Origin of the sequence: Planotetraspora silvatica, from assembly GCF_016863315.1 — a bacterium.
Taxonomy (GTDB): Bacteria; Actinomycetota; Actinomycetes; order Streptosporangiales; family Streptosporangiaceae; genus Planotetraspora; species Planotetraspora silvatica.
This window is the reverse complement of record NZ_BOOQ01000017.1, coordinates 1-22616: the sequence shown is the minus strand read 5'-3', so window position 1 is coordinate 22616 and position 22616 is coordinate 1. Positions and strand designations below refer to the sequence as shown.

22 protein-coding genes are annotated in these 22616 nt (G+C 69.0%); 11 read left to right on the top strand and 11 right to left on the bottom strand.

The features are described 5' to 3' along the window. Nucleotides 1-11: 11 nt before the first annotated feature. On the bottom strand, nucleotides 12-2636 hold the full coding sequence (locus tag Psi02_RS14260) for a CHAT domain-containing protein (RefSeq protein ID WP_203974318.1): 2625 nt from the start codon (nucleotides 2634-2636) through the stop codon (nucleotides 12-14). Between the two features lie 125 nt (nucleotides 2637-2761). Between Psi02_RS14260 and Psi02_RS14255 the strand changes: the two genes are divergently transcribed. The 3 genes from Psi02_RS14255 to Psi02_RS14245 are packed head-to-tail and all read left to right on the top strand — an operon-like array spanning nucleotide 2762 to nucleotide 5392. Next, complete coding sequence (locus tag Psi02_RS14255) at nucleotides 2762-4270, top strand: S8/S53 family peptidase (RefSeq protein ID WP_203974316.1); 1509 nt, start codon at nucleotides 2762-2764, stop codon at nucleotides 4268-4270. Between the two features lie 38 nt (nucleotides 4271-4308). Continuing rightward, nucleotides 4309-4791: a hypothetical protein gene (locus Psi02_RS14250; RefSeq protein ID WP_203974314.1), complete on the top strand. Its 483-nt coding sequence runs from the start codon at nucleotides 4309-4311 to the stop codon at nucleotides 4789-4791. 46 nt (nucleotides 4792-4837) lie between these two features. Continuing rightward, nucleotides 4838-5392: an AAA family ATPase gene (locus Psi02_RS14245; RefSeq protein WP_239094888.1), complete on the top strand. Its 555-nt coding sequence runs from the start codon at nucleotides 4838-4840 to the stop codon at nucleotides 5390-5392. Here Psi02_RS14245 and Psi02_RS14240 read toward each other — a convergent pair. Both Psi02_RS14240 and Psi02_RS14235 read right to left on the bottom strand, forming a co-directional pair. Next, nucleotides 5359-7110, bottom strand: coding sequence for an ABC transporter ATP-binding protein (locus Psi02_RS14240; protein WP_203974310.1), 1752 nt, complete (start codon nucleotides 7108-7110; stop codon nucleotides 5359-5361). The genes Psi02_RS14245 and Psi02_RS14240 overlap by 34 nt on opposite strands. Before the next feature lie 79 nt (nucleotides 7111-7189). Continuing rightward, nucleotides 7190-7834, bottom strand: coding sequence for a nitroreductase family protein (locus tag Psi02_RS14235; protein ID WP_239094880.1), 645 nt, complete (start codon nucleotides 7832-7834; stop codon nucleotides 7190-7192). Between the two features lie 112 nt (nucleotides 7835-7946). On the opposite strand from Psi02_RS14235, the gene Psi02_RS14230 reads away from it, so the two are divergent. Together Psi02_RS14230 and Psi02_RS14225 are read left to right on the top strand one after the other, a co-directional pair. Continuing rightward, the gene (locus tag Psi02_RS14230; RefSeq protein WP_203974306.1) at nucleotides 7947-8663 is read left to right on the top strand and encodes an IclR family transcriptional regulator; all 717 of its coding nucleotides are present in this window, start codon (nucleotides 7947-7949) and stop codon (nucleotides 8661-8663) included. A gap of 112 nt (nucleotides 8664-8775) precedes the next feature. Continuing rightward, entirely contained in the window at nucleotides 8776-9762 is a 987-nt protein-coding gene (locus Psi02_RS14225) for a glutathione S-transferase C-terminal domain-containing protein (protein WP_203974304.1), read from the top strand. A gap of 374 nt (nucleotides 9763-10136) precedes the next feature. Here the strand turns inward: Psi02_RS14225 and Psi02_RS14220 are convergent, their stop codons facing one another. Continuing rightward, nucleotides 10137-10670 (bottom strand): hypothetical protein, encoded by a 534-nt coding sequence (locus Psi02_RS14220; protein WP_203974302.1) that lies wholly within the window; start codon nucleotides 10668-10670, stop codon nucleotides 10137-10139. Between the two features lie 25 nt (nucleotides 10671-10695). Continuing rightward, nucleotides 10696-11595, bottom strand: a complete 900-nt coding sequence (locus Psi02_RS14215; protein ID WP_203974300.1) for a PspA/IM30 family protein — start codon at nucleotides 11593-11595, stop codon at nucleotides 10696-10698. 560 nt (nucleotides 11596-12155) lie between these two features. On the opposite strand from Psi02_RS14215, the gene Psi02_RS14210 reads away from it, so the two are divergent. Next, entirely contained in the window at nucleotides 12156-12383 is a 228-nt protein-coding gene (locus Psi02_RS14210; RefSeq protein WP_203974298.1) for a hypothetical protein, read from the top strand. Between the two features lie 411 nt (nucleotides 12384-12794). Here the strand turns inward: Psi02_RS14210 and Psi02_RS14205 are convergent, their stop codons facing one another. Both Psi02_RS14205 and Psi02_RS14200 read right to left on the bottom strand, forming a co-directional pair. Then, the gene (locus Psi02_RS14205) at nucleotides 12795-13646 is read right to left on the bottom strand and encodes an alpha/beta fold hydrolase (protein ID WP_203974296.1); all 852 of its coding nucleotides are present in this window, start codon (nucleotides 13644-13646) and stop codon (nucleotides 12795-12797) included. Between the two features lie 23 nt (nucleotides 13647-13669). Then, the gene (locus tag Psi02_RS14200; RefSeq protein WP_275415196.1) at nucleotides 13670-14599 is read right to left on the bottom strand and encodes a patatin-like phospholipase family protein; all 930 of its coding nucleotides are present in this window, start codon (nucleotides 14597-14599) and stop codon (nucleotides 13670-13672) included. 141 nt (nucleotides 14600-14740) lie between these two features. On the opposite strand from Psi02_RS14200, the gene Psi02_RS14195 reads away from it, so the two are divergent. The 3 genes from Psi02_RS14195 (at nucleotide 14741) to Psi02_RS14185 (ending at nucleotide 16770) form a co-directional block, all read left to right on the top strand. Next, complete coding sequence (locus Psi02_RS14195) at nucleotides 14741-15532, top strand: helix-turn-helix domain-containing protein (RefSeq protein ID WP_203974291.1); 792 nt, start codon at nucleotides 14741-14743, stop codon at nucleotides 15530-15532. 300 nt (nucleotides 15533-15832) lie between these two features. Then, entirely contained in the window at nucleotides 15833-16216 is a 384-nt protein-coding gene (locus Psi02_RS14190; protein ID WP_203974290.1) for a VOC family protein, read from the top strand. 140 nt (nucleotides 16217-16356) lie between these two features. Continuing rightward, nucleotides 16357-16770, top strand: a complete 414-nt coding sequence (locus Psi02_RS14185) for a hypothetical protein (RefSeq protein ID WP_203974288.1) — start codon at nucleotides 16357-16359, stop codon at nucleotides 16768-16770. Between the two features lie 43 nt (nucleotides 16771-16813). On the opposite strand, the gene Psi02_RS14180 is transcribed toward Psi02_RS14185, so the two are convergent. Further along, nucleotides 16814-17320 carry a hypothetical protein gene (locus Psi02_RS14180; RefSeq protein WP_203974286.1) on the bottom strand — a complete coding sequence of 169 codons (507 nt, stop codon included), beginning with the start codon at nucleotides 17318-17320 and terminating at the stop codon, nucleotides 16814-16816. Between the two features lie 224 nt (nucleotides 17321-17544). On the opposite strand from Psi02_RS14180, the gene Psi02_RS14175 reads away from it, so the two are divergent. Next, nucleotides 17545-18039, top strand: coding sequence for an NUDIX hydrolase (locus tag Psi02_RS14175; RefSeq protein WP_203974284.1), 495 nt, complete (start codon nucleotides 17545-17547; stop codon nucleotides 18037-18039). 592 nt (nucleotides 18040-18631) lie between these two features. Next, entirely contained in the window at nucleotides 18632-18940 is a 309-nt protein-coding gene (locus tag Psi02_RS14170; protein WP_203974282.1) for an MmyB family transcriptional regulator, read from the top strand. A 16-nt stretch (nucleotides 18941-18956) separates the two neighbouring features. Here Psi02_RS14170 and Psi02_RS14165 read toward each other — a convergent pair whose 3' ends face one another. The 3 genes from Psi02_RS14165 to Psi02_RS14155 all read right to left on the bottom strand — a co-directional run. Then, nucleotides 18957-20795 (bottom strand): hypothetical protein, encoded by a 1839-nt coding sequence (locus tag Psi02_RS14165; RefSeq protein WP_203974280.1) that lies wholly within the window; start codon nucleotides 20793-20795, stop codon nucleotides 18957-18959. Further along, nucleotides 20780-21535, bottom strand: a complete 756-nt coding sequence (locus tag Psi02_RS14160) for an ABC transporter ATP-binding protein (RefSeq protein ID WP_203974278.1) — start codon at nucleotides 21533-21535, stop codon at nucleotides 20780-20782. Before Psi02_RS14160 ends, Psi02_RS14165 begins: the two co-directional genes overlap by 16 nt. A gap of 189 nt (nucleotides 21536-21724) precedes the next feature. Beyond that, on the bottom strand, nucleotides 21725-22616 hold an 892-nt coding region (locus Psi02_RS14155), incomplete at its 5' end, for a galactose-binding domain-containing protein (protein ID WP_203974276.1).

Below are 22616 nucleotides of genomic sequence, written 5' to 3'. Positions count from 1 at the left end.
CCGCTCGCCGTTCAGGCGGCCCCGATGGCGGAGAAGGACCATCCGGTCGCCTGGTGGAGAGCTGAAGACGGGAGCGTCGCGCGTGCGTCGCGGAGGGCCTCGGCCAGTCCGCGCCCGCTCCTCAGCGCCTGATGCAGTGCCACCATGAGCGGGACCACGGCCTCGTCGTGCACGGGCACCGAGCTGGCGACGATCCCGGCGGTGCCGAGCGGAAGCAGCGCGGTCGCGAGGCCGAGCAGTTCGTCCGCGCCCACCGGTTCGAGCGTGCCCGAGTCGCAGCTCGACAGGACGATCCGGTAAGGAGCGCTCCTGAGCCGTTCGAGATCGTGCACGATCAGCGGGCCGTCGTCCATCTGCAGCGAGGAGAACATCGGGCTGTCGGCGCGGAAGGTCCCGTGCGCGGCGATGTGGGCGATGCGGCAGCCGTCGATCTCCTTCAGCACGGCGTCGCCGGCGGCCGTCCCGTTCTCCAGCACGGTCGCGCCGCCGTACAGGTCCGCCAGAACCGGCACCTCCGCACCGCCGGTCGCCAGGCCGGGGCCGCGGACGAGCACCACCCGGTCGCCGCGCGGCTCGATCCGCCGGGCGCGCAGCCATGTGCTCGCGGACGGCGACACACTCAGCACGCGCTCCCGCAGCGCGGGGAGCAGCGCCCACGGCACGCCGTGGAGCGGCCCGGGCGGGACGACGACGACCGGCTCCTCCCCCACCAGATGCCGTGCGGCGGGCCCGAGCAGGATCTCCTGGAGCCGCCGCCCGGCCTCTTCCAGAAGGGTGGTCCGCCCTCCCGGCCCCTGGTAGGCGAACCTGCGCAGGGCGGCGCGCGCGTGTTCGGCCTCTGCTGCGGCGTCGGCGACCCGGCCCGCCTGGAACGCGCGGACCCGGCCGCTCCCGCAGAGCAGGACGACCAGCCGGCCGTCGAGCGCGACGATTTCGATCAGCCGCCCGTCGCCGAGGGCGGCGAGCAGGGCGCGCACGTCCACGCGGTGGTCGGGCGCGGTCCCCTCACTCCGCATCCGCAGGCTGCGCGCGCGGATGTCCCGCTCCAGCCGCTCCTGCTCCCTGCGTAACCACGGCACCGGGCTGCCCGCCGACCTGGCGGCCTCCACGCGGCTGGAGATCTCACGGAACGCGGTCAGGTCCCGCTGCAACTCGGGGTCGTCCGGTGGCCGGGCGGGCGGGACGGCGAGCGCGGCCGCACGCCGGCGTTCGCTCCAGACGAGGAGCCGCCGCGGGTCGCCCGAGGTCGCCCGTTGCGCGAGGGTCGCGAGTTCGGCTCCCCGCGCGGTCACGCGGGCCCGCAACTCGGACGCTCCCAACGTCATGCGGTGCTCGTCGAGCAGTTCGAGCCCCCGCCGGCAGGCGTCGAGCAGCCCGCGGCTCCGTCCCGCCGCCTCGGCCAGCAGCGCCTGGGCGACCCACCCGTCGACCCGCGCGAAGGCGGGTCCACGCCACCTCCCCTTCGCGGCGACGGCCAGGTGTCTGTCCGCGTCGGCCCCGCGGCCGAGGGCCGTGGCCGTACGGCCGGCCAGCAGGAACGCCTGGACGGATTCCGGCGACCCGAGTCCGGTGAGCCCCTCGGCGACCGCGACCGCCTCCCGCAGGAGCGCCTCCGACGCCTGCCCGGCGGCGAGGCGGGCCTGGACGCGCACGAGCCGCGCGTGGGCCTCCCACCACTCGCGCCGCTGCGCGGAGAACGAGCGCACCGCGGCGTCGGCGCGGGTGGCCGCCGCCTCGGGATCGCCGGAGTCGTTGAGCGCCCGGGCGGCGACGAGCATCAGCTCGGCCCGTCGCGTGGTCTGGCCGCCCAGCCGGTCGAGCAGTTCCGTCGCCGCGTCGGCCTCCTGCGCCGCCTCACGGGCGAGCCCGGCCGCGAGCAGGGCGCCGCAGCGGGAGCCGGCCAGGACGAACGCGGGCGTGCCGAGGGCGGCGTAGCGCCGCGCCGCCTCGTCGAAGTGGCCGAGCGCCGCGGGCAGGTCTCCCGCACGGAAGGCGGCGAGCCCGCGGTTCTCCACGGCGACGGCCTTGTCGTGTTCCTGGTCGGTGGCGTCCCACAGCCGCTCGGCGGCGGCGAAGTCGGCCTGGGCCCATTCGGCCGCGCCCATGGCCAGGTTGACGGTGGCGCGCAGGGTCAGCGCCCGGGCGCTCCAGATGATGTCGCCGGCCCGTCTCAGGATGGGGATGGCCCGCCGCAGGTCCTCCAGAGCCTCGCGGTGACGGCCGAGCACCCACAACGCGTACGACCGGCGGAACAGCACGCGGGCGAGCGTGACCCCCGTCCCGCGGGCGACCCCCTGGTCCAGGGTGTTCAGCCCCCGCCTCGTACGGCCGGCGTGGACGTATGCGGTTCCGAGGGTGGCGAGCACGTCGGCCTCACGGTCGGCGGAACCGGACCTCGCCGCCAGGTCGCGCGCTCGCCGCAGGTGCCCGAGCCCGACCGCGAGCTCGCCGAAGTCGCGCTGCCATATGCCGATCACCTGGTGCGCGATGGAGGCCTCATACGGCCCGGGACCCGGCTCCGCGTCCAGCAGCGCGTGAGCCCGTTCGAGGGCCTCCCCCGGCCGCGCGAACACCAGGGGCAGCAGTTCCACCGGATCCGGTGCGGACGGTCGCCCCGATGATCTTCCCGCGACCACGGCTCGATGTTAGACATTGAGTGACCGGCACGTCCACCCTCCGTACATCACGCGGATGTATCAGACCGCCGGTCACCGGCTCTCGTTCATGACACCACGACATCGGCTTCACAAGGAGCGGCCTCATGGCGCCGAACAGATTCAGAGAGCAGTTCGAGGTGATACGGCGGGCGTTCGCGGACGACTCCGCCAATCCCGTTCAAGTGACCATGAACGAGTCGGAAGGACTCGTCTACGAGAAAACCCACATCCTCACGCGGGGCGACGACGTCGAGCAGGTCCTCACCCTGCTCAACGAGAGGCTCCCCCGCAGTCGCCGGCGGCTGATCCGGAACACGGAGAACCCGGACACGCAGCCGTCGGACACCTATCGCATCCAGGTCGGGGACCCCGCGGAGGAGGCCGACGACGACGGAGGCGTGACCGACGCGTTGAACGAGTTGCGCGCCGAACGGAGCTTCCACGGGTCGACGCTGGCCACCATGAACCACGTCGTCAGCATCACCAACGTGAACTGCTGCCCCGCCGACGAGCCCGACACCGTGCGGGCGACCGGCGAGGGGGCGCTGAACCCGGGCATCGCCCCGCGGATCGACTCCGAGGAGACCGTCGACATCCTGGTGATCGACACCGGGCTGGTGAGCGACTACAGGAAGCACTCGTGGATCGCCACAGGGACCGGCGAGCCGGCGGACCTCTTCATCGGCGGCGAGCCGAGGGGCGGATCGTTGCCGCACATCGACGCCGGCGGCCTGCTGAAGCCGCACGAGACGGCGCCCGACGGGACTCTGCTCCAGTACGTCGGGCACGGCACGTTCATCCTGGGTCTCATCCGGGCCGTGGCGCCCACGGCGAGCGTCTACGTCCACAACGCCCTCCAGGGTGTCAAGGCGGGGGCCATCCTGGAGAACGACCTGGGCAACGTCCTGTTCGGCGTCATCGCCGAGCGTGGCTGGCCCGACATCCTCAGCCTGTCCGCCGGCACGGGAACGGCCGACCAGGCGGCGCTCAAGGGACTCGAGCACTTCATGGACCGGCTGCGCCAGACGAGGACCCTGCTGGTCGCCGCGGCCGGCAACGACGGCCTGGCCAGGAAGTTCCACCCCGCGGCGTACGCGGGCGACCGCGACTTCCGCGACGCGGTCGTGTCGGTCGGGGCGCTGCGCAACGACGAGGAGCCCAAGGGCGCCTGCTTCACCAACTACGGACCGTGGGTCCGCGTCTACGCCCCCGGCGAGCGCCTCACCAGCGCCTTGACGGGAGTCGGCGAGAGTGTGCCCTACGTGTACCAGCACTCGACCTTCGACGACTGCCGTTACCTCTGCGGCGATGACGCCTACGAGGAATGCGTCTGCCAGCTTCCCAACCACACCGGCGTCCTCAGCACCGAGCCGCCGGTCGGGACCGGCACGGACTTCACCGGTCTGGCGCGATGGAGCGGCACGTCGTTCGCCACGCCGATCGTCGCCGCCATGATCGCCAACCACATGCTCTGGACGGGCGAGCGCAACCCGAGGGAGGCCGCGAAGGATCTGCTCGCCACGCGTCACAGCCACGCGAAGGTACGCGGAAGGGACGCCCTCGCGCTGATCCCCGACACCTGGCGTCCCTTCGACTACACCCCCACCTCGTAGGGGCTCCAGCGCACCATTCCGGCAGAGCGAGGGAATCCATGAACTCCGACGACGACCGACTCGAAGGCACCCTGTCCCGTGCCGTGGAGTTCATGGATCCCCTGCCTTCCTGGCTCGTCCCGCCTGCCGTGGCCGCTCACGCCATGCGTTCGGTGGACGACGAGCTCGCCCGGCTCACCTTCGACTCACTCGCCGGGCCGCTGCTCGTCCGGACGGGAGGCGGGACGCGCCTGCTGGCGTACGAATGCGGCGGGACGACCGTCGAGGTGGAGGTCGTGCACAGCGGCGCCGGCACCACCATCGTGGGGCGGCTCGTCCCGCCGCGACCCGCCGAGATCATCGTCGAGACCGGCACGGCGGCCGGCACCGGAATCGGCGGCAGCCGCGTCGCCGTCAGGACCGACTCCCTCGGCCGCTTCACCTGCGGCGGCGTCTCCCCCGGGCCGTTCCGGCTCCGCTGCCGGCTGGACGACACCGTGGTCGTCACCGAGTGGACCGGCGACTGGTGGCCGTCGCGATAACCGCCCGGCACGACCGGCGACTATAGGGTTCCGGTTCGTGGAAACGATGCGCAGGGTCTCGGTGGTGGGCAATTCCGGGTCGGGCAAGACGACGCTGGCGCGCCGCCTGGCCGAACAACTGGGCGCGCCGCACGTCGAGCTGGACGCGTTGTATCACCAGCCGGGTTGGGAGCCGCTGCCCGCCGACGAGTTCCGCCGCCGGATCGACGCACTGATCACCCGCGACGCGTGGGTGATCGACGGCAACTACAGCGCCGTACGCGAACGGATCTGGGCCCGCGCCGACACGGTGATCTGGGTCGACCCCCCACGCCGGGTCGTCATGTGGCAGGTCGTCACCCGCACGCTGAGGAGGGCGGCCACGCGGGCCGAGTTGTGGAACGGCAACAGGGAACGCTGGCGCAATCTGACCACACTCGATCCGCACGAGTCGGTCGTGATGTGGGCGTGGACGAAACACCGCGAGTACCGGGACAGGTACACGCGGGCCGCCGCTTCCGCGGACCACGCGCACCTGCGGTTCGTCCGCCTGCGATCGCGCCGCGACGTCCGCCGCCTCCTCGATGCTCAGCCGGCCTGCAGCGACCGCAACCCGGAGTAGACGCCTCCGCCGCGGAGCAGGTCCTCGTGCGAGCCGATCTCCGCGATCCGGCCGTCCGCCATCACCACGATCCGGTCCGCCCCCCGGATGGTGGACAGGCGGTGCGCGACCACGAAGACGGTACGGCCGGTCACCAGGCGGCCGAGCGCCTCCTGCACCAGTGCCTCGGAATGCGAGTCCAGCGCGGAGGTGGCCTCGTCCAGGATCAGCACCCGGGGGTCGCGGATCAGCGCGCGGGCGATGGCCAGGCGCTGCTTCTGGCCGCCCGACAGGCGGGCGCCCCTCTCGCCCACGACCGTGTCCAGCCCGTCCGGGAGCCGGTCGATGAACTCCAGCGCGTTGGCGTCGCGCAGGGCCCGCCGCACGGTCTCCTCCGGCACGTCGCGCATGCCGTAGGTGACGTTCTCTCTGATGCTGCCCTCGAACAGGATCGACTCCTGGGGCACCACCGACAGGAACCGGCGGTAGGTCCGCAGGTCGAGCGTCTCCATGTCCCTGCCGTCCAGGAGGATGACGCCCGATGTGGGCCGCAGGAACCCGATGACGAGGTTGAGCACGGTGGACTTCCCCGCACCCGACGCGCCCACCAGCGCGATCGTCTCGCCGGGCGTCACGGTGAGGCTGAGGCCGTCGATCGCCGGGCGGCCCGGCTCGTAGGCGTAGGTCACGTCGCGGAACTCGAACGTACCCGTGATCCCGTCGACCTCCTGCTTGCCGGCGTTCTGCTCCAGATCGGGCGCCTGCAGCACCTCACCGATCGACCGGACCGCTTCAAGGCCCTTGCCGATCACGGGGGTGAGGCTCATCAGGGTGGTGACCGCCGAGGTGAGGGTGGCGAAGAAGGTGCTGAGCATGACCACGTCGCCCGGGGTGATCGCCAGCACGCCGTAGTAGGCGATCAGCGCCGACCCGGCGAGGAAGCCGACGCCCAGGACGTTGAGGATGATCCATGCGAGCGAGCCGAACCTGCCGTTGACCAGGTCGAGACGCAGGCCGGTGCGCAGGACCTTGCTCAGGGTGTGGTCGACCCGGTGCAGCGCGTCCTGCTCCAGCCCGTGCGCCCGGGTGATCGGGATGAGCGCGGTCATCTCGCTCACGCGTGAGGAGAGCCGTTCCACCTCTTGGCGGAAGCTCTCGTTGTCGGACCGCATCCGGCCGCGCATGCGCATGACGAGGAACGAGGCCGCTGGGACGACGAGGAGGAAGACCGGCAGCGCGAGCGGCACCTTGAACGCGATCACCCCGAGGCCGCCGACGAGCATGGCGAGTGCGCTCAGGCCGCCGTCACTCGCCTGCTGCGCCATCTGTTCGACGACCTCGACGTCGCGGATGACCTTGGTCTGCAGGACGCCGGCGCTGACCCTGGAGTGATAGCCGATCGACAGGTCCTGCATGCGGCGGCACAGCGCCGACCGGACCCGCGTTCCCATCCGGCGGATGGCGCCGTGCATGTTGCGGACGTAGAGCAGGTGGCCGGGATAGTTGAGGACCAGCAGGAAGAGCAGCGCGCCCGTGTTGGCCCACAACGCCGCGACGGGCCGGTGCGCCACCAGCACGTCGATCACGTTGGCGGTGATCAGGGGAAGCGTCCAGGTCGGGCTGTGCTTCACCATGAACGCGACGACGGCCACGGCGATGCCGCGCCGGTCCTCGCTGAACAGGTAGGCGAGAGTCCGGACCGGATGCTCCCCGCGATAACGATGATCCAGCGCCGTCATGCCCGACCCTCCATACGATCCCCGGAGATCCTTACATCACCCCGTTAACGGGATATTTCAGGGGATGGGGGTTGGCTCCTCACCACTGGTCCCAGTGCAGGACCTCCTCACGTGGGATCCGGTGGGCCGGGCGGAAATCCGTGCCGATCGTGTACGCCAGGGGGATGAAGGCGGCCAGCATCACGTCGTCGTACGGGACGCCGAGGACCTCGGCCATGTCCCGCTCGAGTGGCGCCTGGCCCGTGGTCCAGACCGTGCCGAGGCCGCGGGCGCGAGCGGCCAGCATGAAGCTCCACACCGCAGGCAGGATCGAGCCCCACGTCATCGCCTGGTCGAGCACGGGCGCGCCGTCCGTGCGGCCCTCGACGCACGGGATCACGAGAGCCGGCACCCGGTCGATGACCTGGTAGAGATGGGTGAAGCCCGCGGAGATCCGCTCCATGGACCCTGGGTGGGCGTACATCCGCCTGACGTCCTGAGGGTTGACGGGTCGGGCGCCCTCGGCGGAGGCGACGCCCCGCCGGAAGACGTCGACCACGGCCGCCCGCCGTTCGGGCTCGGTCACGACGACAAAGTGCCAGCGCTGGCGATTGCGGCCGGTGGGGGCCTGCACGGCGAGGTCCACGCATTCCTCGATCAGCGCCCGGGGCACGGGCCTGGTGAGGTCGAGGCGCTTACGCACGGCACGAGTGGTGGAAAGGAGTTCGTCGGCCGAGAGGTCCATGAGCATTCCCCTAGATCAGTATCGGAATTAGGTCGAATCCGGAATTTCCAACCTGACAGCGAGTTGTGACTGGTAGGAAGGCTCGACTTTCACCCACTGAAAGGGCCCGAACATGTCCGTCGCCGGAAGACTCCTGTCGGTCCTGGGCGCGTTCCAGGACGGGCCGGAGACGTTGCGGCTGTCGGATATCGCCGAACGGACCGGCCTTCCGCTGCCGACCGCGCTGCGGATGGTCAGGGAACTGGTCCTGTGGGGCGGCCTCGAACGGCAGCGCGACGGGACCTACCGCGTCGGCACGCGGTTGTGGGCCCTCGGCGAGCTCACCCCCTGCCTGCGCAGGTTGCGCGCGACCGGCCGGCCCTTCCTACGCGAACTCCACGACGTCACCCGGTCGGCGGCGCGGCTGTTCGTCCTCGACGGGCACCACGCCATGGTCCTCGACGAGTTGGGCTCCCCCGTCCTGTACGGCTCCCGCCTGCCCGCGCACGCCACCGCCGCTGGCCGGGTGCTGCTCGCGGACGCCCCCGAGACGGTGGTCAGGGAGTCCCTCGCCAAGCCGGCCCGGCTGACGCCGTACACGATCACGAACGTGGACGTGCTCGCCCAGCGACTCCAGGCAGTTCGTGAGGGGGGCGTCGCCGCGTCGCACGAGGAATGGCGGCAGGGAGTGGTCTGCCTGGCGGTTCCCGTGACGGCAGGCGACGTGGGCACGGTCGCGGCGCTGTCGGTGTCGGCGCCGCCCGCCGTCGCCGCCGGCCAGACCGGCAGGATCACCCGGGCGCTCGTGGCCGCGGCCGCCCGCATGTCGCGCTCACTGGACCAGACTTGAACCCCGGACACCACGCGAGGAGCATCACAGTTGCGGAGTTCGCTTTACAGACTATCCTGGTAGGGATTGCAGGTTTAATGCCACGACCGGCCAGTGCTCGGAAGGTGACGTCATGACCGCATCCGCGGAAGCTCCCGTCTACGCGACCCCGGTGGACATCGAGACCTACGGCCCGTACGGCCCGGGCCGCATCGACAGCTCCTCGGGATGGAATCGTCCGCGTTATCCCTTCCAGGACCGGATCACCGCCGACGGCTCGAGCGGATACCCGGCGGAGCCCGGCCGCTACCACCTCTACGTCGGCTGGTTCTGCCCGTGGGCGCAGCGCACGGCGATCGTCCGGTCGCTCAAGGGCCTCGACGAGGTCGTGACGCTCTCCTACGTCGACGACGAGCGCGACGCCCGCGGATGGGCGTTCCGCGAGCGCCGCGGGGCCGACCCGGTGAACGGGTTCCTGTTCCTGGAGCAGGCCTACGACGCGACCGAGCCGGGCTATCCGGGACACCTGTCGGTGCCGGTGCTCTGGGACCGGAAGACCGGCAGGATCGTCAGCAACAACTTCCCGGACATCACCATCGACCTGGGCACCCAGTTCGAGCAGTGGGGAGACCCGGACATCCGGCTCTACCCGGAGGCCCTGCGCCCGCAGATCGACGAGCTGAACGAGGAGATCTACCGGAAGGTCAACAACGGCACCTACCGGGTCGCCGGGGCGACCACCCAGGAGGACTACGAGGAGTTCCGCCACGACTTGATCGCGACACTGGACGACCTCGACGCCCGACTGGCCGACCGCCGGTTCCTGTTCGGCGACCGCATCACCGAGTCGGACGTCCGGCTGTGGGTGACGCTCGCCCGGTTCGACCTCGGGTACAACCCGCTCGGCAAGATCAGCGAACGCCCGCTCACGGCCTTCCCCCACCTGTGGGGCTACGCCCGCGACCTCTACCAGCACTCCGCCTTCCGGGACACCACCGACTTCGGCTCCTTCCACTTCAAGGGCGCCTCCTTCCTCAACGACGGCCCCGTTCGCATCGAGGTGGAACCGCGCGAGGCCGACTGGGAGGCCCCCCACGGCCGCGAGAAGCTCAGCGCCTGATCCGCGCCCGGCCAGGTCAGCGGCTGCGTCGTGCAATCAGCGCGCAATTAACCAGGGCGGCAAGGGGAATCATGGTCACTCCGACAGGCCCTACGCCCAGGTCAGCGCTCCTACGGGCCGTGATCCAGGCACTTCCCAAGCCGACAGCGCGCTACGCCGGATAGTCGGTATCCCAGGGGTAGGTGAGGTGTTCGGGCGGTACTTCCCAAGCTCGCAGTTGGACGAGCAGGTCCGGTTACGACGAGTATGGCGAGAGCTCAGCCAAGGTCGCCGATCTCAGCCGCAGTGTGCGTGCCGGCGCCTGCGCATTGCCAAACGGCGGTTCCCTTCACCAGAGCGGCATGCAAGCCAAGCCGGTGCTCGGGACAGGTAGGTCACACTGCCCAGATGAGCTCCACGACGACCTCCTGAACTGCATCAGCAATCTCGACAAGCGCGCCGCTGGCGTCTCTACCGCTACTGGGCCAGATGGGGGGTCCGCCGCAGCCACCGGGGAACTCCACTCGCGCCGCGCCGGTGTCGTCCCAGTCCGGGATCGCAAGCCCTAACACTGCCTCGATTCCCGAAGCGCGGAGGTCGCCTTCCACGATCTTCACTGCCGTCTCCAGCGTGGCCCACAGTCCGGGCTCCAAGTCGAAGCCTGGCTCAAAGCTCATCTCCGTGAGCAACTCCTGTGCAAGACGGGCGATATCCGCAGGAGCCAGCTCCGCTGTCCGGCGCTCCAGGACCTCTTGTACGGCAGGCCCACTCAGGCGATATTCGTCCGCCATGCAACATGCAAGCTCGAGGACATGCTCGGCGCGAATGTCGCCCTCGCGTAGCCCTCGGTAGATCTGAGCGGCTAACTGCTCAGCAGCACCTTCGATCTGCTCGCTGTAGTACACGTCCGGAATTGTCTCCCGGAGCACGGAGTCGCGATCTCCACGAGCCCGACTATGGCCCAATCTCTTGTGCGCGGTTCAGCTCGATCAGTCGGAAGGCCCCCGCGCGGACCTCGGTCTCCTCGCCAGGGAAATACTCGGAGAGGAACGTCGCCAGGTCATAGTCGGTGAAGTCGTCGCCTTCACGTTCGAGTTCGGCTTGCGCCAACGACAGCGCCTCGTCGTACCACGCCCCCCAATCCTGGCCCATCCCCACGACGAGCAGTACCGCGATGTCCGGGGACTCTGCTGCGAACAGAAGGCGCAGATCCGCCGACTCAAGCCGCAACTCACTTGAGCCCTCATTGGCCGCGTCATCGCTAAGCTCCTGCTGCAGATCGTCGGCGACCTGCAGCAACTCGTTGATGGCGGCCTGGGCGGCAGTCATGTCGTCGACCGCCCGCTCGGACACGCCCGGCTCACCGCCCGCGGCGAGCGCCTCGTCGATCTCCCTCCTGGCCTGCGCCGCCGTGTAGTTGGCCTTGACGGCCTCCTTGCGGACCCGGAACATGTCCACCTTGGCCTGGAGCCGCTGTGACTGCAGGGCAGCGCGTTCCTCTTCCCTCACCAACTCCTCATACCGCCTCCGCGCAACGAGAGCATCCTGCTCGTGGCCGGTCCTACTGATCTGCAGTTCCCGGCGTTTGCGGGCAGTTGCCAGATCGGCGACGTCTCGGCGAACCTGCTGCAGCAGTTGGAGCACGCGCCGATAGCAATAATCGAGTGCGCTACCGGGATTCTGCGTGCGAAGCGCAGACTGCAGAGGGATGACCAGAGGTGGCCCCGTTTCGGCGCCACATTCGAACAACACCGCCACGGCTTCGCCGATCACTCTGCCCTTCTCAGGGTCTTGAGTCAGCAGCGTAGACAGCCATTCGCGGACCTCAGCGGACATGCGGACCCGATAGGTCATGCGCTCTCCGTTATGACGGCGGACGATGATCAGTTAGCCGGCCAGAGGCCGTTTTCTTTCAGGAGCCGCTTCGCAGCGTGCCGAGTGGCTTGCGACCCTTGTCCGAGAGCGATCTTCCGGAGCAATCCGGCGAAAAGCTCAACCTCCTCTGCAACCATCCACCCCAGGGACCTTGAGATCCAGTAGTCAGACCATGCGGTGAGACCACGCTGGACAACCGCCTGCAACGCCTGGGCCAGGTCGGGATCATCGGGACCAAGCACCTGTCTGGCGTCGCTCTCCACCTCGTTGCGTGACCTCTCCAGCAGAGGGAGGAGCCACATCCTTGATCTTTCGAAAGGACTATCAGTCCCCGCATTAAGTGACTCGACAGTCCAGGCCCCGTCGACAATGACCAACCACGGACCCTCCGGCTTGACAGCCAGGACCCTACGAACTGAAGTGCTCTCCATATCGACAAGCGTGGCATGCCGTCAGCAGCAAGATCCGGAACATACCGCCCCCAGGCACGCGAGGCGCACCGTTCTCAGGTCGCCGACCACGCGATATCGTCGCGATCCATGAAGCCCCCCACGCTCATGACCCCCGTCCTGCTTGCGCTCGTGTTGGTGTCCGCGTGTGGGGCTGATGAGACAGACCCGGTGCCCGCTCCCGCGATTCTCGATGGTCCGAGCATCCGGTCGAACCCGGATTCGGCCAGGCATGTGAAGTACTACGAGGCGTTGACTGCTATCGATCCGGAGATCAGGGACGACAACCCCGGACTGGGCCTGGAACCGCGGTCGTGATCAGTGCACCTCAATCAAGGGCTCGGCCGATGACGCGAAGCTGCTGGAACTGGCCGAGAAGCGGTTCGCGACGCCGGATCACCCCGAAGGCTTCGGGACGGCGAAGAACAAGCTGATCATGAAGGCCGTACGGCAATACGTCTGCCCGGAACCCTGATTTCCCCGACGGGCGATCAAGCAACCACTCAGGAGAAGACCCGGACATCCGGCTCTACCCGGTGGGCAGGCGAAGGGACACGTCACGCCGGGCTCGTCGACGTGACTCCCTCACCGTGGCTCCTGGAAATCCCGCCGTGCCCTCCCCGTCGGCTGTTGAGCCGCCGCGGCGGTTCCTCGCCCGTACGGCCAGGGCGACACTGGACGCGAATCCGCCGCCGCCATGAGAACGGCCCGGAGCAATCGGTGCGCCTTTCACGTGGCGAACTCCACGACCAGCCGGGCCAGTTCGGACGGCTGATCCTCCGGCACGAAGGTATACGAATCGGCGACCGTGACCAGTCGGGCGTCGGGCAGGGTTGCCGCGAGCCGTTCGAAGAGCCGGGCAGGGAAGATTTGGTCGTCCTCCGCGCGAACCAGCAACACCGGCTTGCTGAATCCGGTCAGCGCCTTGGCAGCGGCCAGCGTGTACCTGTTGTGCACGCCCACGATGAACCGCTTGGTGTCCCTGCGAACCTGGCGGCTGTCGTAGCTTGGCCGCAGGTAGGAGTCGATGATCTCGGCGGGGATGCCACGCTTGGCCAGCCGGCCGAACGCGGACGGCCGCCGCTGCACAATCGGCAGCCGGAGCAGTCGGCTGGCCAGCCAGACCGCACCGGGCAGCCGAACCAGCTTGGGCAGCGAGGTGAACGGATCGGGCAGGAACTCCTCGAACGCGTCGCACGGGGTGAGCACAACACGACCGAGCCGCTCCGGATGGTCGGCCATCAGGATCTGGGTGAGTGCACCGCCGGTGTCGTTGGCGACCACGGTGACGTCAGTCAGGTCAAGCGCGTTGAGGAACTCCGCGATCAGCTTGGCGACCCCGGAGGGCGTCAGGTCGGCGTCGGCCGGCATGGGGACCTGGTGTGCGCCAAGCGGCCAATCCGGCGCGATGCAGCGCAAGCCCGCGTCCGCGACGGCCGGCACGACCTTGCGCCAGAGGTTGGCGTTGACCAGCAGACCATGCACGAACACGACAGGCGGGCCGGAGCCGCGTTCGGTGTAGGCGACCCGGCCGCTGGGCAAGGCCACGGTCTTGCCGGTGCCAAGAGCTGTGTCGAGCATGCGGACCTCCGCGGCGATCGATGTCACCTCGGGGCGAACTTCATCGAGGCGTCTTCGATGCAGCCCAGTTCGTTCAATGCCGCCTGCCGGCCTGTGTCGACAACTGCGCGAAGCAGGCGTGGGCGTCGCTCGGTACGGCCGATCTTCGCGCTGCCGATCGGCGGGCGGATCTGCAGGGTCGCGGGGTGCGACGCCAGAAGCCGCTCTTCCTCCGCTCTGATGGCCTCGCGGCCCAGCCATGTCTCGAGGGCTCCTGGTGCGCGCCGGGCGAACCATCGCGACAACAACAGGCGTTCGCCGCGGGACGGAGCCGACGCGGTCTCGTCAATGCGCCGAGTACGAAGCGCAACGATGTGCGTGGCCTTCTGAGCAAGTGCCGTCCGTACGGGGATCGCCTCGCTCACCCCGGCGTCGACGAACGGCCGCCCGTCGATCTCAATCGGTTCGCCTGCGAGAAGTGGCATCGCGGTCGACGCGCGGAGTGCGGCCTGCAAACTTGCTCGGTCACGGATCTGCCCGTGCAGATCGATGGCCTGGCCTGTGAGGGCGTCTGTGGCGATCGGGTGGAATTCAACCGGGCTGTCGAGGATCTCCTGAAACCCCATCGGCAGGATCTCGGTGTACACGGTGTGGACAAGGAAACGAGTGTCCACGATCGGCTGCCGGAGCAGTGCACGCCTTGGATCGATGGTCGTCCGCATGATGATCGGATCCCACCATGCGTGCATGCTGCTTTCGGCTCGACCACACAACAGCCACGCTGCGTTCAGCGCTCCCGCGGAACTGCCGTAGACGGCATCGAACATCGGCAACAGCCCCAGTTGTTCGATGGCAATCGTCATGCCGCTCGAGTACGCACCACGAGAGCTTCCACCTTCGACCAGTAGTACGAGGCGCGCGTCGTCGTTGCGATGTCCGGGAGCGCTTCCTTGTTGCTTGCGGTCACGTAGCAACTGAAGGACAGTGGCGGTCAACGTTCCACCTTCTCTTCTTGTTGAGGGAACGTCGCCATCCTGCGCGCTTGGTGGACGCGGATGCGACTACCTGGCAGGTACTCGTTTCGACGCGTGCCGCCCCGGCTATCGTGACGTCTCGTGACAGTTACGAACATCGGTCACCTGATCCGCCGGCAACGGGGGCTGGCCCGGCGCAGCCAGATGGACCTGGCGCATGAGATCGGCATCTCACCCCGGCACCTGAGCTTCGTCGAGCTGGGCAAGTCGAAGCCGAGTCCCGAAGTGCTGATGAAGATCGCCCAGCATCTGGACCTGCCACTGCGGGAGCGGAACGACTGGCTTCTGGCGGCCGGATACGCTCCCCGCTATCCGGAAACGCCCCTGACCGAGTCGGCTCTTTCCCGGGTCCGGGCCTCGTTGCAGGCGCTGCTGGACACGCACGACCCGTTCCCCGGCATCGCAATGGACCGGCGGTGGAATGTGCAGCTCAGCAACCACGCTGCGCTCCGGCTGGTCTCCGGCATCCCCGAGGACGTGCTCGGCGTGCCGGCCAACGTTTTCCGTATGGCCCTACACCCCGCCGGGCTCGCCGGCCGTACTCGAAACCTCCCGCAATGGTCCGCCTACCTGCTGCGCCGGCTCGACCGGGCCGTGGTGCGGACCCAAGACCCCTGCCTTGCCGCGCTCGCCGACGAGATCGCGACCTGGCCCGCGGTCCCGGAGCGCCACACCTGGAGCAGCCTTTTCCCAGACGAAGCGGACGACCCGGTCCTGTCATGGCGGCTTGAGCTCGACGGCGAGGAACTATCGATGTACTCCGTCCTGAGCACATTCGGGACCCCGATGGACGTCACCCTGTCCGACCTGTCAATCGAGCTGTTCTTTCCTGCCGACGAGCAAACCGAGACCATCCTGCGACGCCACGCTTAAGCCGACGGTTCTACAGATCCCTCCCGTCCTCCTCTCTTCCGGGACACCACCGACTTCGGCTCCTTCCACTTCAAGGGCGCTTCCTTCGTCAACGACGGCCCTGTCCGCATCGAGGTGGAACCGCGCGAGGCCGACTGGGAGGCCCCGCACGGCCGCGAGAAGCTCGGCACCTGATCCGCGCACGGCCGGCCACCCGCTCGCGGTTCCCGGCGGAGCGGGTGCCGGCATGTTGCGGATGGTCCCGGCGGTGATCTCATCGATCACATATCGCCGGGGCGTGCACAGCGGTACCTTGCAGACATGGCGACACATTGGACGCTTGGTTGTGATGCAGCCGACCCACAGGGGATAGCGGCGTTCTGGGCGAGCGCGCTCGGGTATGTGAGTGAGCCGGGTTACGACGATCCAGATGGTGCTTCCATCGTCGATCCGAACGGCATGGGTCCTGCCATCGGCTTTCTCAGGGTGCCGGAGGGCAAGACAGCCAAGAACAAGATGCACATCGACATCCGAGTGGCAGGCGAGCCGCCCTGGGACATGGCCGAGCGCGAGCAGCTCATCCGTGTGAAGGTGGCCGAGCTGGTCGTCGCCGGAGCAACGGCTGTCCGCGAGGAGTCCTACGGTGAGCAGCTTGGTCATGTCGTGATGCTCGACCCAGAAGGCAACGAGTTCTGCGTCGCGTGATGGCAAAAAGGCGCGATGATCGCTCCACTTCTAATCCGATGCCCTTCCTCCTCCTCGCTGCCTGAGCGCCCCGGCCATGCCTGTGCGCTGCCACCGGGCGCGCGAGGCGCACCGCTTTCTGGTTCAGCCCCAGAGGTCAGGTGGCCGACCACGCGATATCGTCGCGATCCATGAAGCCCCCCACGCTCGTGGCCCCTGTCCTGCTTGCGCTCGTGTTGGTGTCCGCGTGTGGGGCTGATGAGACAGACCCGGTGCCCGCTCCCGCGATTCTCGATGGTCCGAGCATCCGGTCGGACCCGGATTCGGCCAGGCATGTGAAGTACTACGAGGCGTTGGCTGCTATCGATCCGGAGATCGGGGACGACAACCCCGACTGGGCCTGGGACCGCGGTCGTGATCAGTGCACCTCGATCAAGGGCTCGGCCGATGACGCCAAGCTGCTGGAACTGGCCGAGAAGCGGTTCGCGACGCCGGATCACCCGGAAGGCTTCGGGACGGCGAAGAACAAGCTGATCATGAAGGCCGTGCGGCAATACGTCTGCCCGGAACTCTGATTTCCCCGACGAGCAATCAAGCAACCGCTTAGGAGAAGACCATCTAATAGGGCTGGGAGACCAGAATGGCCCACTTTGCACCCGCTGGAACCCTGACGGTCAGCTGGTATGTTTTCGCCTTCATGGGAAGGGTCGCGTTCTCGTAATCAGTCATTCCGCTCGAACACGACTCCGTCCACCGGACCGTTCCCGTCGACTGGGCGCCCCCGTCCACCTCGAACGTGACATCACCAACGGCCCCGACACAGTCAGCGACAACCTCGTACACACCACGAGCCTTGAACTCACCGACCCAGCCCACGAGCTCCCCGGTGGGATCGATATGCCGAAGAAGAATCTTCCCGCCGGCGACACCTGTGAGATCGGCCAACTCGGGCGGCTCAGCGAGCGTGGCGGCTGTGATCGGTGCGGTGCCAGAAGGACTGGCCGGCGCTGTTGGAGTCGGCGTTGCCGAGTCCCCGTTGCCAGGCGCTACGCAACCGGCCACGAGTGCCGTAACCACGACGGCCAGAGCGAATCCACGCATCAGGAGCCTTCCCCTGTGGATCAAGACACCGCAAAGTATGGCGTACCACGCCGTACAAGGGTCTCCTTGCAGTGCGGGCACTTCCGCCTGTCGGCCGTCTGCTCCACGTACGTGGCATCGGGGCGCATCACCGCCGTCGGATCACCGGATCGTGATCGCCCTACCGGTTGTGGACGGGAACCCCGCCGATCTCCAGCGGTTCTGACCGAGACGGCCGGAGGCCGATCTCACGCGGCTAGCATGCCCGGGTGTCCTCGGTGAACCTGCGCCACTCGGTCCGCGCAATCGTCCTCGATGAGGACGACCGCATCCTGCTGTGCCGCTTCGCCATTCCAGAGCCGGCCGGCACCGTCGTATGGGCCGCACCCGGCGGAGGCATCGAGCGAGGCGAGACGCCGCTCGCCGCGCTGCGCCGCGAGCTCCATGAAGAGATAGGCCTGGCGGTCGCCACCGACCCACCACATGTATGGCACCAGCAGGTCACCGCACCCGGACACGCGCCGGGGTACGACGGCGTGGTCAACGACTATTTCCTTGTCCGCACCTCATCGTTCAATCCCCGTGGAGCCATGTCTGACGACGAGCTCGCCATCGAGAACATCAACGGCTTCCGCTGGTGGGGGCTACAGGACATCGCCGACTACCGCGGTTCCGAGTTGTTCTCGCCGCGCGACCTCGCCACCCCGTTGGCGGCGCTGATCACCAGCGGGCTTCCGACCAGACCGGTGCCGCTCGGCCTTTAGCCCCGATCGCTGACGTGTCAGTCCTGTCCCGGGACAGGACGCTGGACTGCGCCGGGTTTCCCGGCGGCCGTGGTGCGCCCGCTTCCGTGGAGACACTTTGGTCGACTTGTGCGCCATCACCCCCCACAAGGGGACATTGCGGGACTCAACCCCCAACGGGTTATCGGAGGTTGAGTATCTCCAGCATCTTCTCCACGGGCAGGAGCGGGTTCTGGGCGGCCACCGGCGCGGTCTCATCGTCCGCATAGAGCTCCAGTACGCGGTCCATGGGGAGACGCGGGTCGCACGAGGCGTTGCTCAAGGGGAACTCTCTGCTGAGCGCTTCGATCAGGGATGCCTGGGCCGTGGGATCGAGGACGGCCAGCGATCGCCGATTCCCGTCACCGCTCGCTGTCCATCGACGTGAGGATGGCGTCGGCGTACCGGTTTCCGGATGCCGCGCCGGCGGGGACGGCGGCCTCGATGCGCGCCAGCGCCTCGGGGCTCAGAGCCAGGGAGGCCGCGCCGAGCCGGTCGCGTCATCCCCCGGAAGTCCCGGTCGGTCAGGTGCCGGTCGGGCGTCCAGTGCCCTGACAGCAGGCCCCGGGAGAGCATGCCGTACGCGGTGACGCCGATGCCCAGCTCGCGGGCGGCCGACCCGTACGCCACGGAACTGGTCGAGCGGCTCCGCCGGGAGAGCGCGGAGTTCGCCGGGCTGTGGGATCGGCATGAGGTGGCCGTGCGCAGGCTCGACAGCAAGCGGATCGTGCATCCCGAGCTCGGTCTCATCGAGCTCGAGTGCCAGAACTTCGTGTGCGAGAGCGAGGCGCAGCGGCTCCTGGTGTTCACCGCCGCGGAGGGCAGCCACGCGGCCGAGCAGCTGCGGGTGCTCGGCGAGCGTATCGCCGAGCAACCCGTCTGAACATGCCCGCGCCGGCTCAGGCGGCCGCCGCGGGGAGCGCCTCCTCGCGCGGGCGGGGGCGGTAGGAGACCCACAGCGCCCCGCCGTACAGGGTGATGCCGAGCAGCACCATGAAGACGACCACCGGCCAGGCCCACGGGTCGGGGACGTGGAGGGCGAGGAACCAGCTCTTCTCCCGCGTGCCGTTGGCCTTCATGACGCCGGCGACGATGCCCTGCGGGAACAGCGGGATGGCGCCGAACGACCAGCCGACGATCGCGATGATCTGGTCGCGCTTCGGCAGGTCGTCGAACTTCTTCCACCTCGCCGACGCGGACTGCGCACGTTTGCCCGTGCGCATCGTCTGCAGCAACTCGGGGCCGTGGGAACGCAGCCTGCTCTCGGCCAGCGCGCCCAACCCCCACACGCACAGTGCCCCGGTCGCGATCCCCACCGCGACTCCCGGCCAGCCGTAGGAGGAGGCGACCAATCCGGCGGGCACGCCGGTGAGCCCGCCCAGCCCGATCACGGCGTAGGCGAGGCCGGTCAGCGAGCCGTCGTCCTCGGAGGAGCGCAGCGGGTTGCCGCCCCGTCGGTGCGGATCGATGCCGGGCACGAGCGCGTAGACCGAGATCAGCGGGACGATGCCCGCCCCGCCGCCGAGCAGGGCGGCCGTCAGGGCGAGCGGCAGCGGCCACGGGCCGCCTGTGATCGCGGCGCCGGCGACCGTCAGCGCCAGGCCCACCGGGCCGACGGTCAGCAGCCACGCCCACTGCCTGCCCCGGACCTCGGAGGCCCCCGGCGTCATCAGGGTGAGCCACAGGACCGTGCCGTCCGTGCCGTACAGGTTGGCCGACATCGCCCCCGCCATGAGGATGAAGACCGCGCCCGTGTACGGCAGCAGGCCGTTCATGCCCATGAAGAGCATGCACGAGGTGAAGAAGACGGCATAGGCCAGGGCGAAAGTGAGCTGGTGGTTACGCACCAGGTCGCGGGTCCAGGTGCGCATCTCCTTGGCCACGACGGCGCCCTGCGCGGACGCGGCCGTCATCGGCCGCCTGCCGCGGACGGACGGCCGGGCCGCGGAGGTGCGCCGGGTGAGTAGCGCCGCCCACGCGCCGAGCAGCAGCACGATCAGCAGGCACATCGCGCCGAGCGCGGCCGCCGAGCGCGGCCACGCCCCTTCGGCGGCCGCCTCGACGGCGAGTAGGCCCCAGCCGGACGGGAGGTACCGCAGGATGGCCGACGCCGTGGGCGGAATCCCACCCACCTGCTGGAAGGCCACGAAGAAGACCCAGCCCTGACCGAGCGCGGCGAGGATCACGCCGTTGCTGAGCCCCGCGGCGATCGCGCCGACCCGCGACCGCAGCGCCAGGCCCATGACGGCGGTCGCGACGCGGGACAGCAGGACGAAGACCACCAGCGACAGCAGCATCGCCGGGAGCGCGATCAGCACCGAGGCCGCCGAGCCGAGGCGCACGCCGAAGACCACGAGTGCGGCCAGGGCCACCAGGCTGACCACCGGAGCGACTCCGATGAAGGATGCGGTGAGCAGCCCGAACGCGAGGCGCCGGGGCCGCAGCCCGACAAGGGTGAAGTATTCGGGGCGCAGGGTCTCGTCGCCGCCTCCGATGAAGACCGGCCCGAAGATCCAGCCGAGCATCCAGACCGCGTACGCGGCGGCCAGCATGTCGCCGGTGTGCCACCCGGTGACCGAGCCCACGTTCGGATCGCCGACGAACGCGACGGCGATGGTGCCACCGGCCAGGATGAGCCCGAGCACGGCTCCTGCGACGACGAGGCCGGCCTTCTGGCTGTTCATCGAGTTGCGCAGGACGGCCATCTTCATGGCCGCCATGGTCATCGCGACAGCCATGACAACCCCTTCGCGCCGGCGCCGGACGCGCCCACGAGCTCGACGAAGGCGTCCTCGAGCGGGCCCGCGCCCCGGACCTCGTCCAGCGTGCCCGCGGCGGCGACCCTGCCCTGGTCGATGACCGCGACGTGGTCGCAGAGCTGTTCGACGAGGGCCATGACGTGGCTGGACAACACGACCGAGCCCCCGCCGGCGACGAAACCGCGGAGGATCCCCTTGATCGTCGTCGCGGAGACGGGATCGACGGCCTCGAAGGGCTCATCCAGCACCAGCAGCCGCGGCGCGTGCAGCAGCGCGGTCGCCAGCCCGATCTTCTTGCGCATCCCGGTGGAGTATTCGATCACCAGGGTGTTCTCCGCCGAGTCGAGCTCGAGGACCTCCAGCAGCTCGCCCGCCCGCTCCGCCACCACGTCCTTGGACAGACCGCGCAGCAGGCCCAGGTAGGTCAGGACCTCGCGTCCCGTCAGGCGTTCCGGCATGGCCAGGCCGTCGGGGAGCACGCCTACGAGCGTCTTCGCCGTGTCCGGGTCGGACCAGACGTCGGCCCCGAAGATCCGGGCGCCCCCGCTGTCGGGCCTGAGCAGGCCGACGGCCATGGCCAGGGTGGTGGTCTTGCCGGCTCCGTTCTGGCCGACCAGCCCGTAGAAGGAGCCCTGGGGGACGGTCAGGTCGACGTGATCGACCGCCACCTTCTCTCCGAAGGCCTTGGACAGGCCGGCTATCTCGAGCGCTGCGGTCATGACGATCTCCCGGTCGCGGGGGGTGGGCCGTTTCGCGTGCGAGGGGTCCAGAAAGCGGACAGGGGAGATTCGATCATGAGAACCTCCGACGCGTCGAGGGAAACAACCGAATCGTCACCGTTCCCGCGGCGCCGCGAAGGGTGGCGGGCCCCGGCCGTCCCTCGCGGGTACGGCCGGAGCCCGTGGGGACTACGCCGGATACACCTCGAACTCCGACAACTGGGCGGCGGACCAGCCCGTGTTGGCCGTGAAGTTCAGCCGCACATAGCGCGCCGACGTCTGCGCGAACGTGATCGTCACCGCGTTGCCCGTCGCCGGGTTGAACGAGTAACCCGTCGAACCGGCGATCGTGGCGAACGACGACCCGTTCGTGCTGCCCTGCACGGACAACGTCTGCGTCCGCGTCTGCCACGCCGACTGCGGCGGCAACTTCAGCACGACCCGCCCGATCGACGCCGCCGACCCGAGATCGACCTGAACCCATTGCGGGAACGCGTTGTTGGCGCTCTCCCAGTAACTGTTCGCGTCGCCGTCGACCGCGTTCCCCGAGCCGTAGTTCTGCGTGTGGCTGCTCTCCGACGTGGCCTTGCCCCGGGCCAGGTTGGTGTTCGCCTGGGCGTCCGTGGTGACGTTGACGGTGTTGGAGGCGGGCGAGGTGTTGCCCGCGGCGTCCTGCGCGGTCACGGTGAAGCTGTACGCCGTGCCGGCCGTCAGCCCCGTGACGGTGGCGGATGTGCCGGTCGACGAGGCCACGACCGCGCCGCCGCTTCGGACCTGGTAGCCGGTCACGCCCTTGTCGTCCGTCGAGGCCGACCATGTCAGCGAGACACTGGTGGCCGTCTTCCCCGCCACCGTGAGGTTGCCGGGTGCGGTGGGCGCCTGGGTGTCGGTGTCTCCGCCGCCGCCTGCCGTGCCGTACACCTCGAGTTCGGACAGTTGCGCGGCGGTCCAGCCGGTGTTGGCGGTGATGTTGACGCGGACGTAGCGCGCCGAGGTCTGCGCGAACGTGATCGTCACCGCGTTGCCCGTCGCCGGGTTGAACGTGTAACCCGCCGGCCCCGCGATCGTGGCGAACGACGAC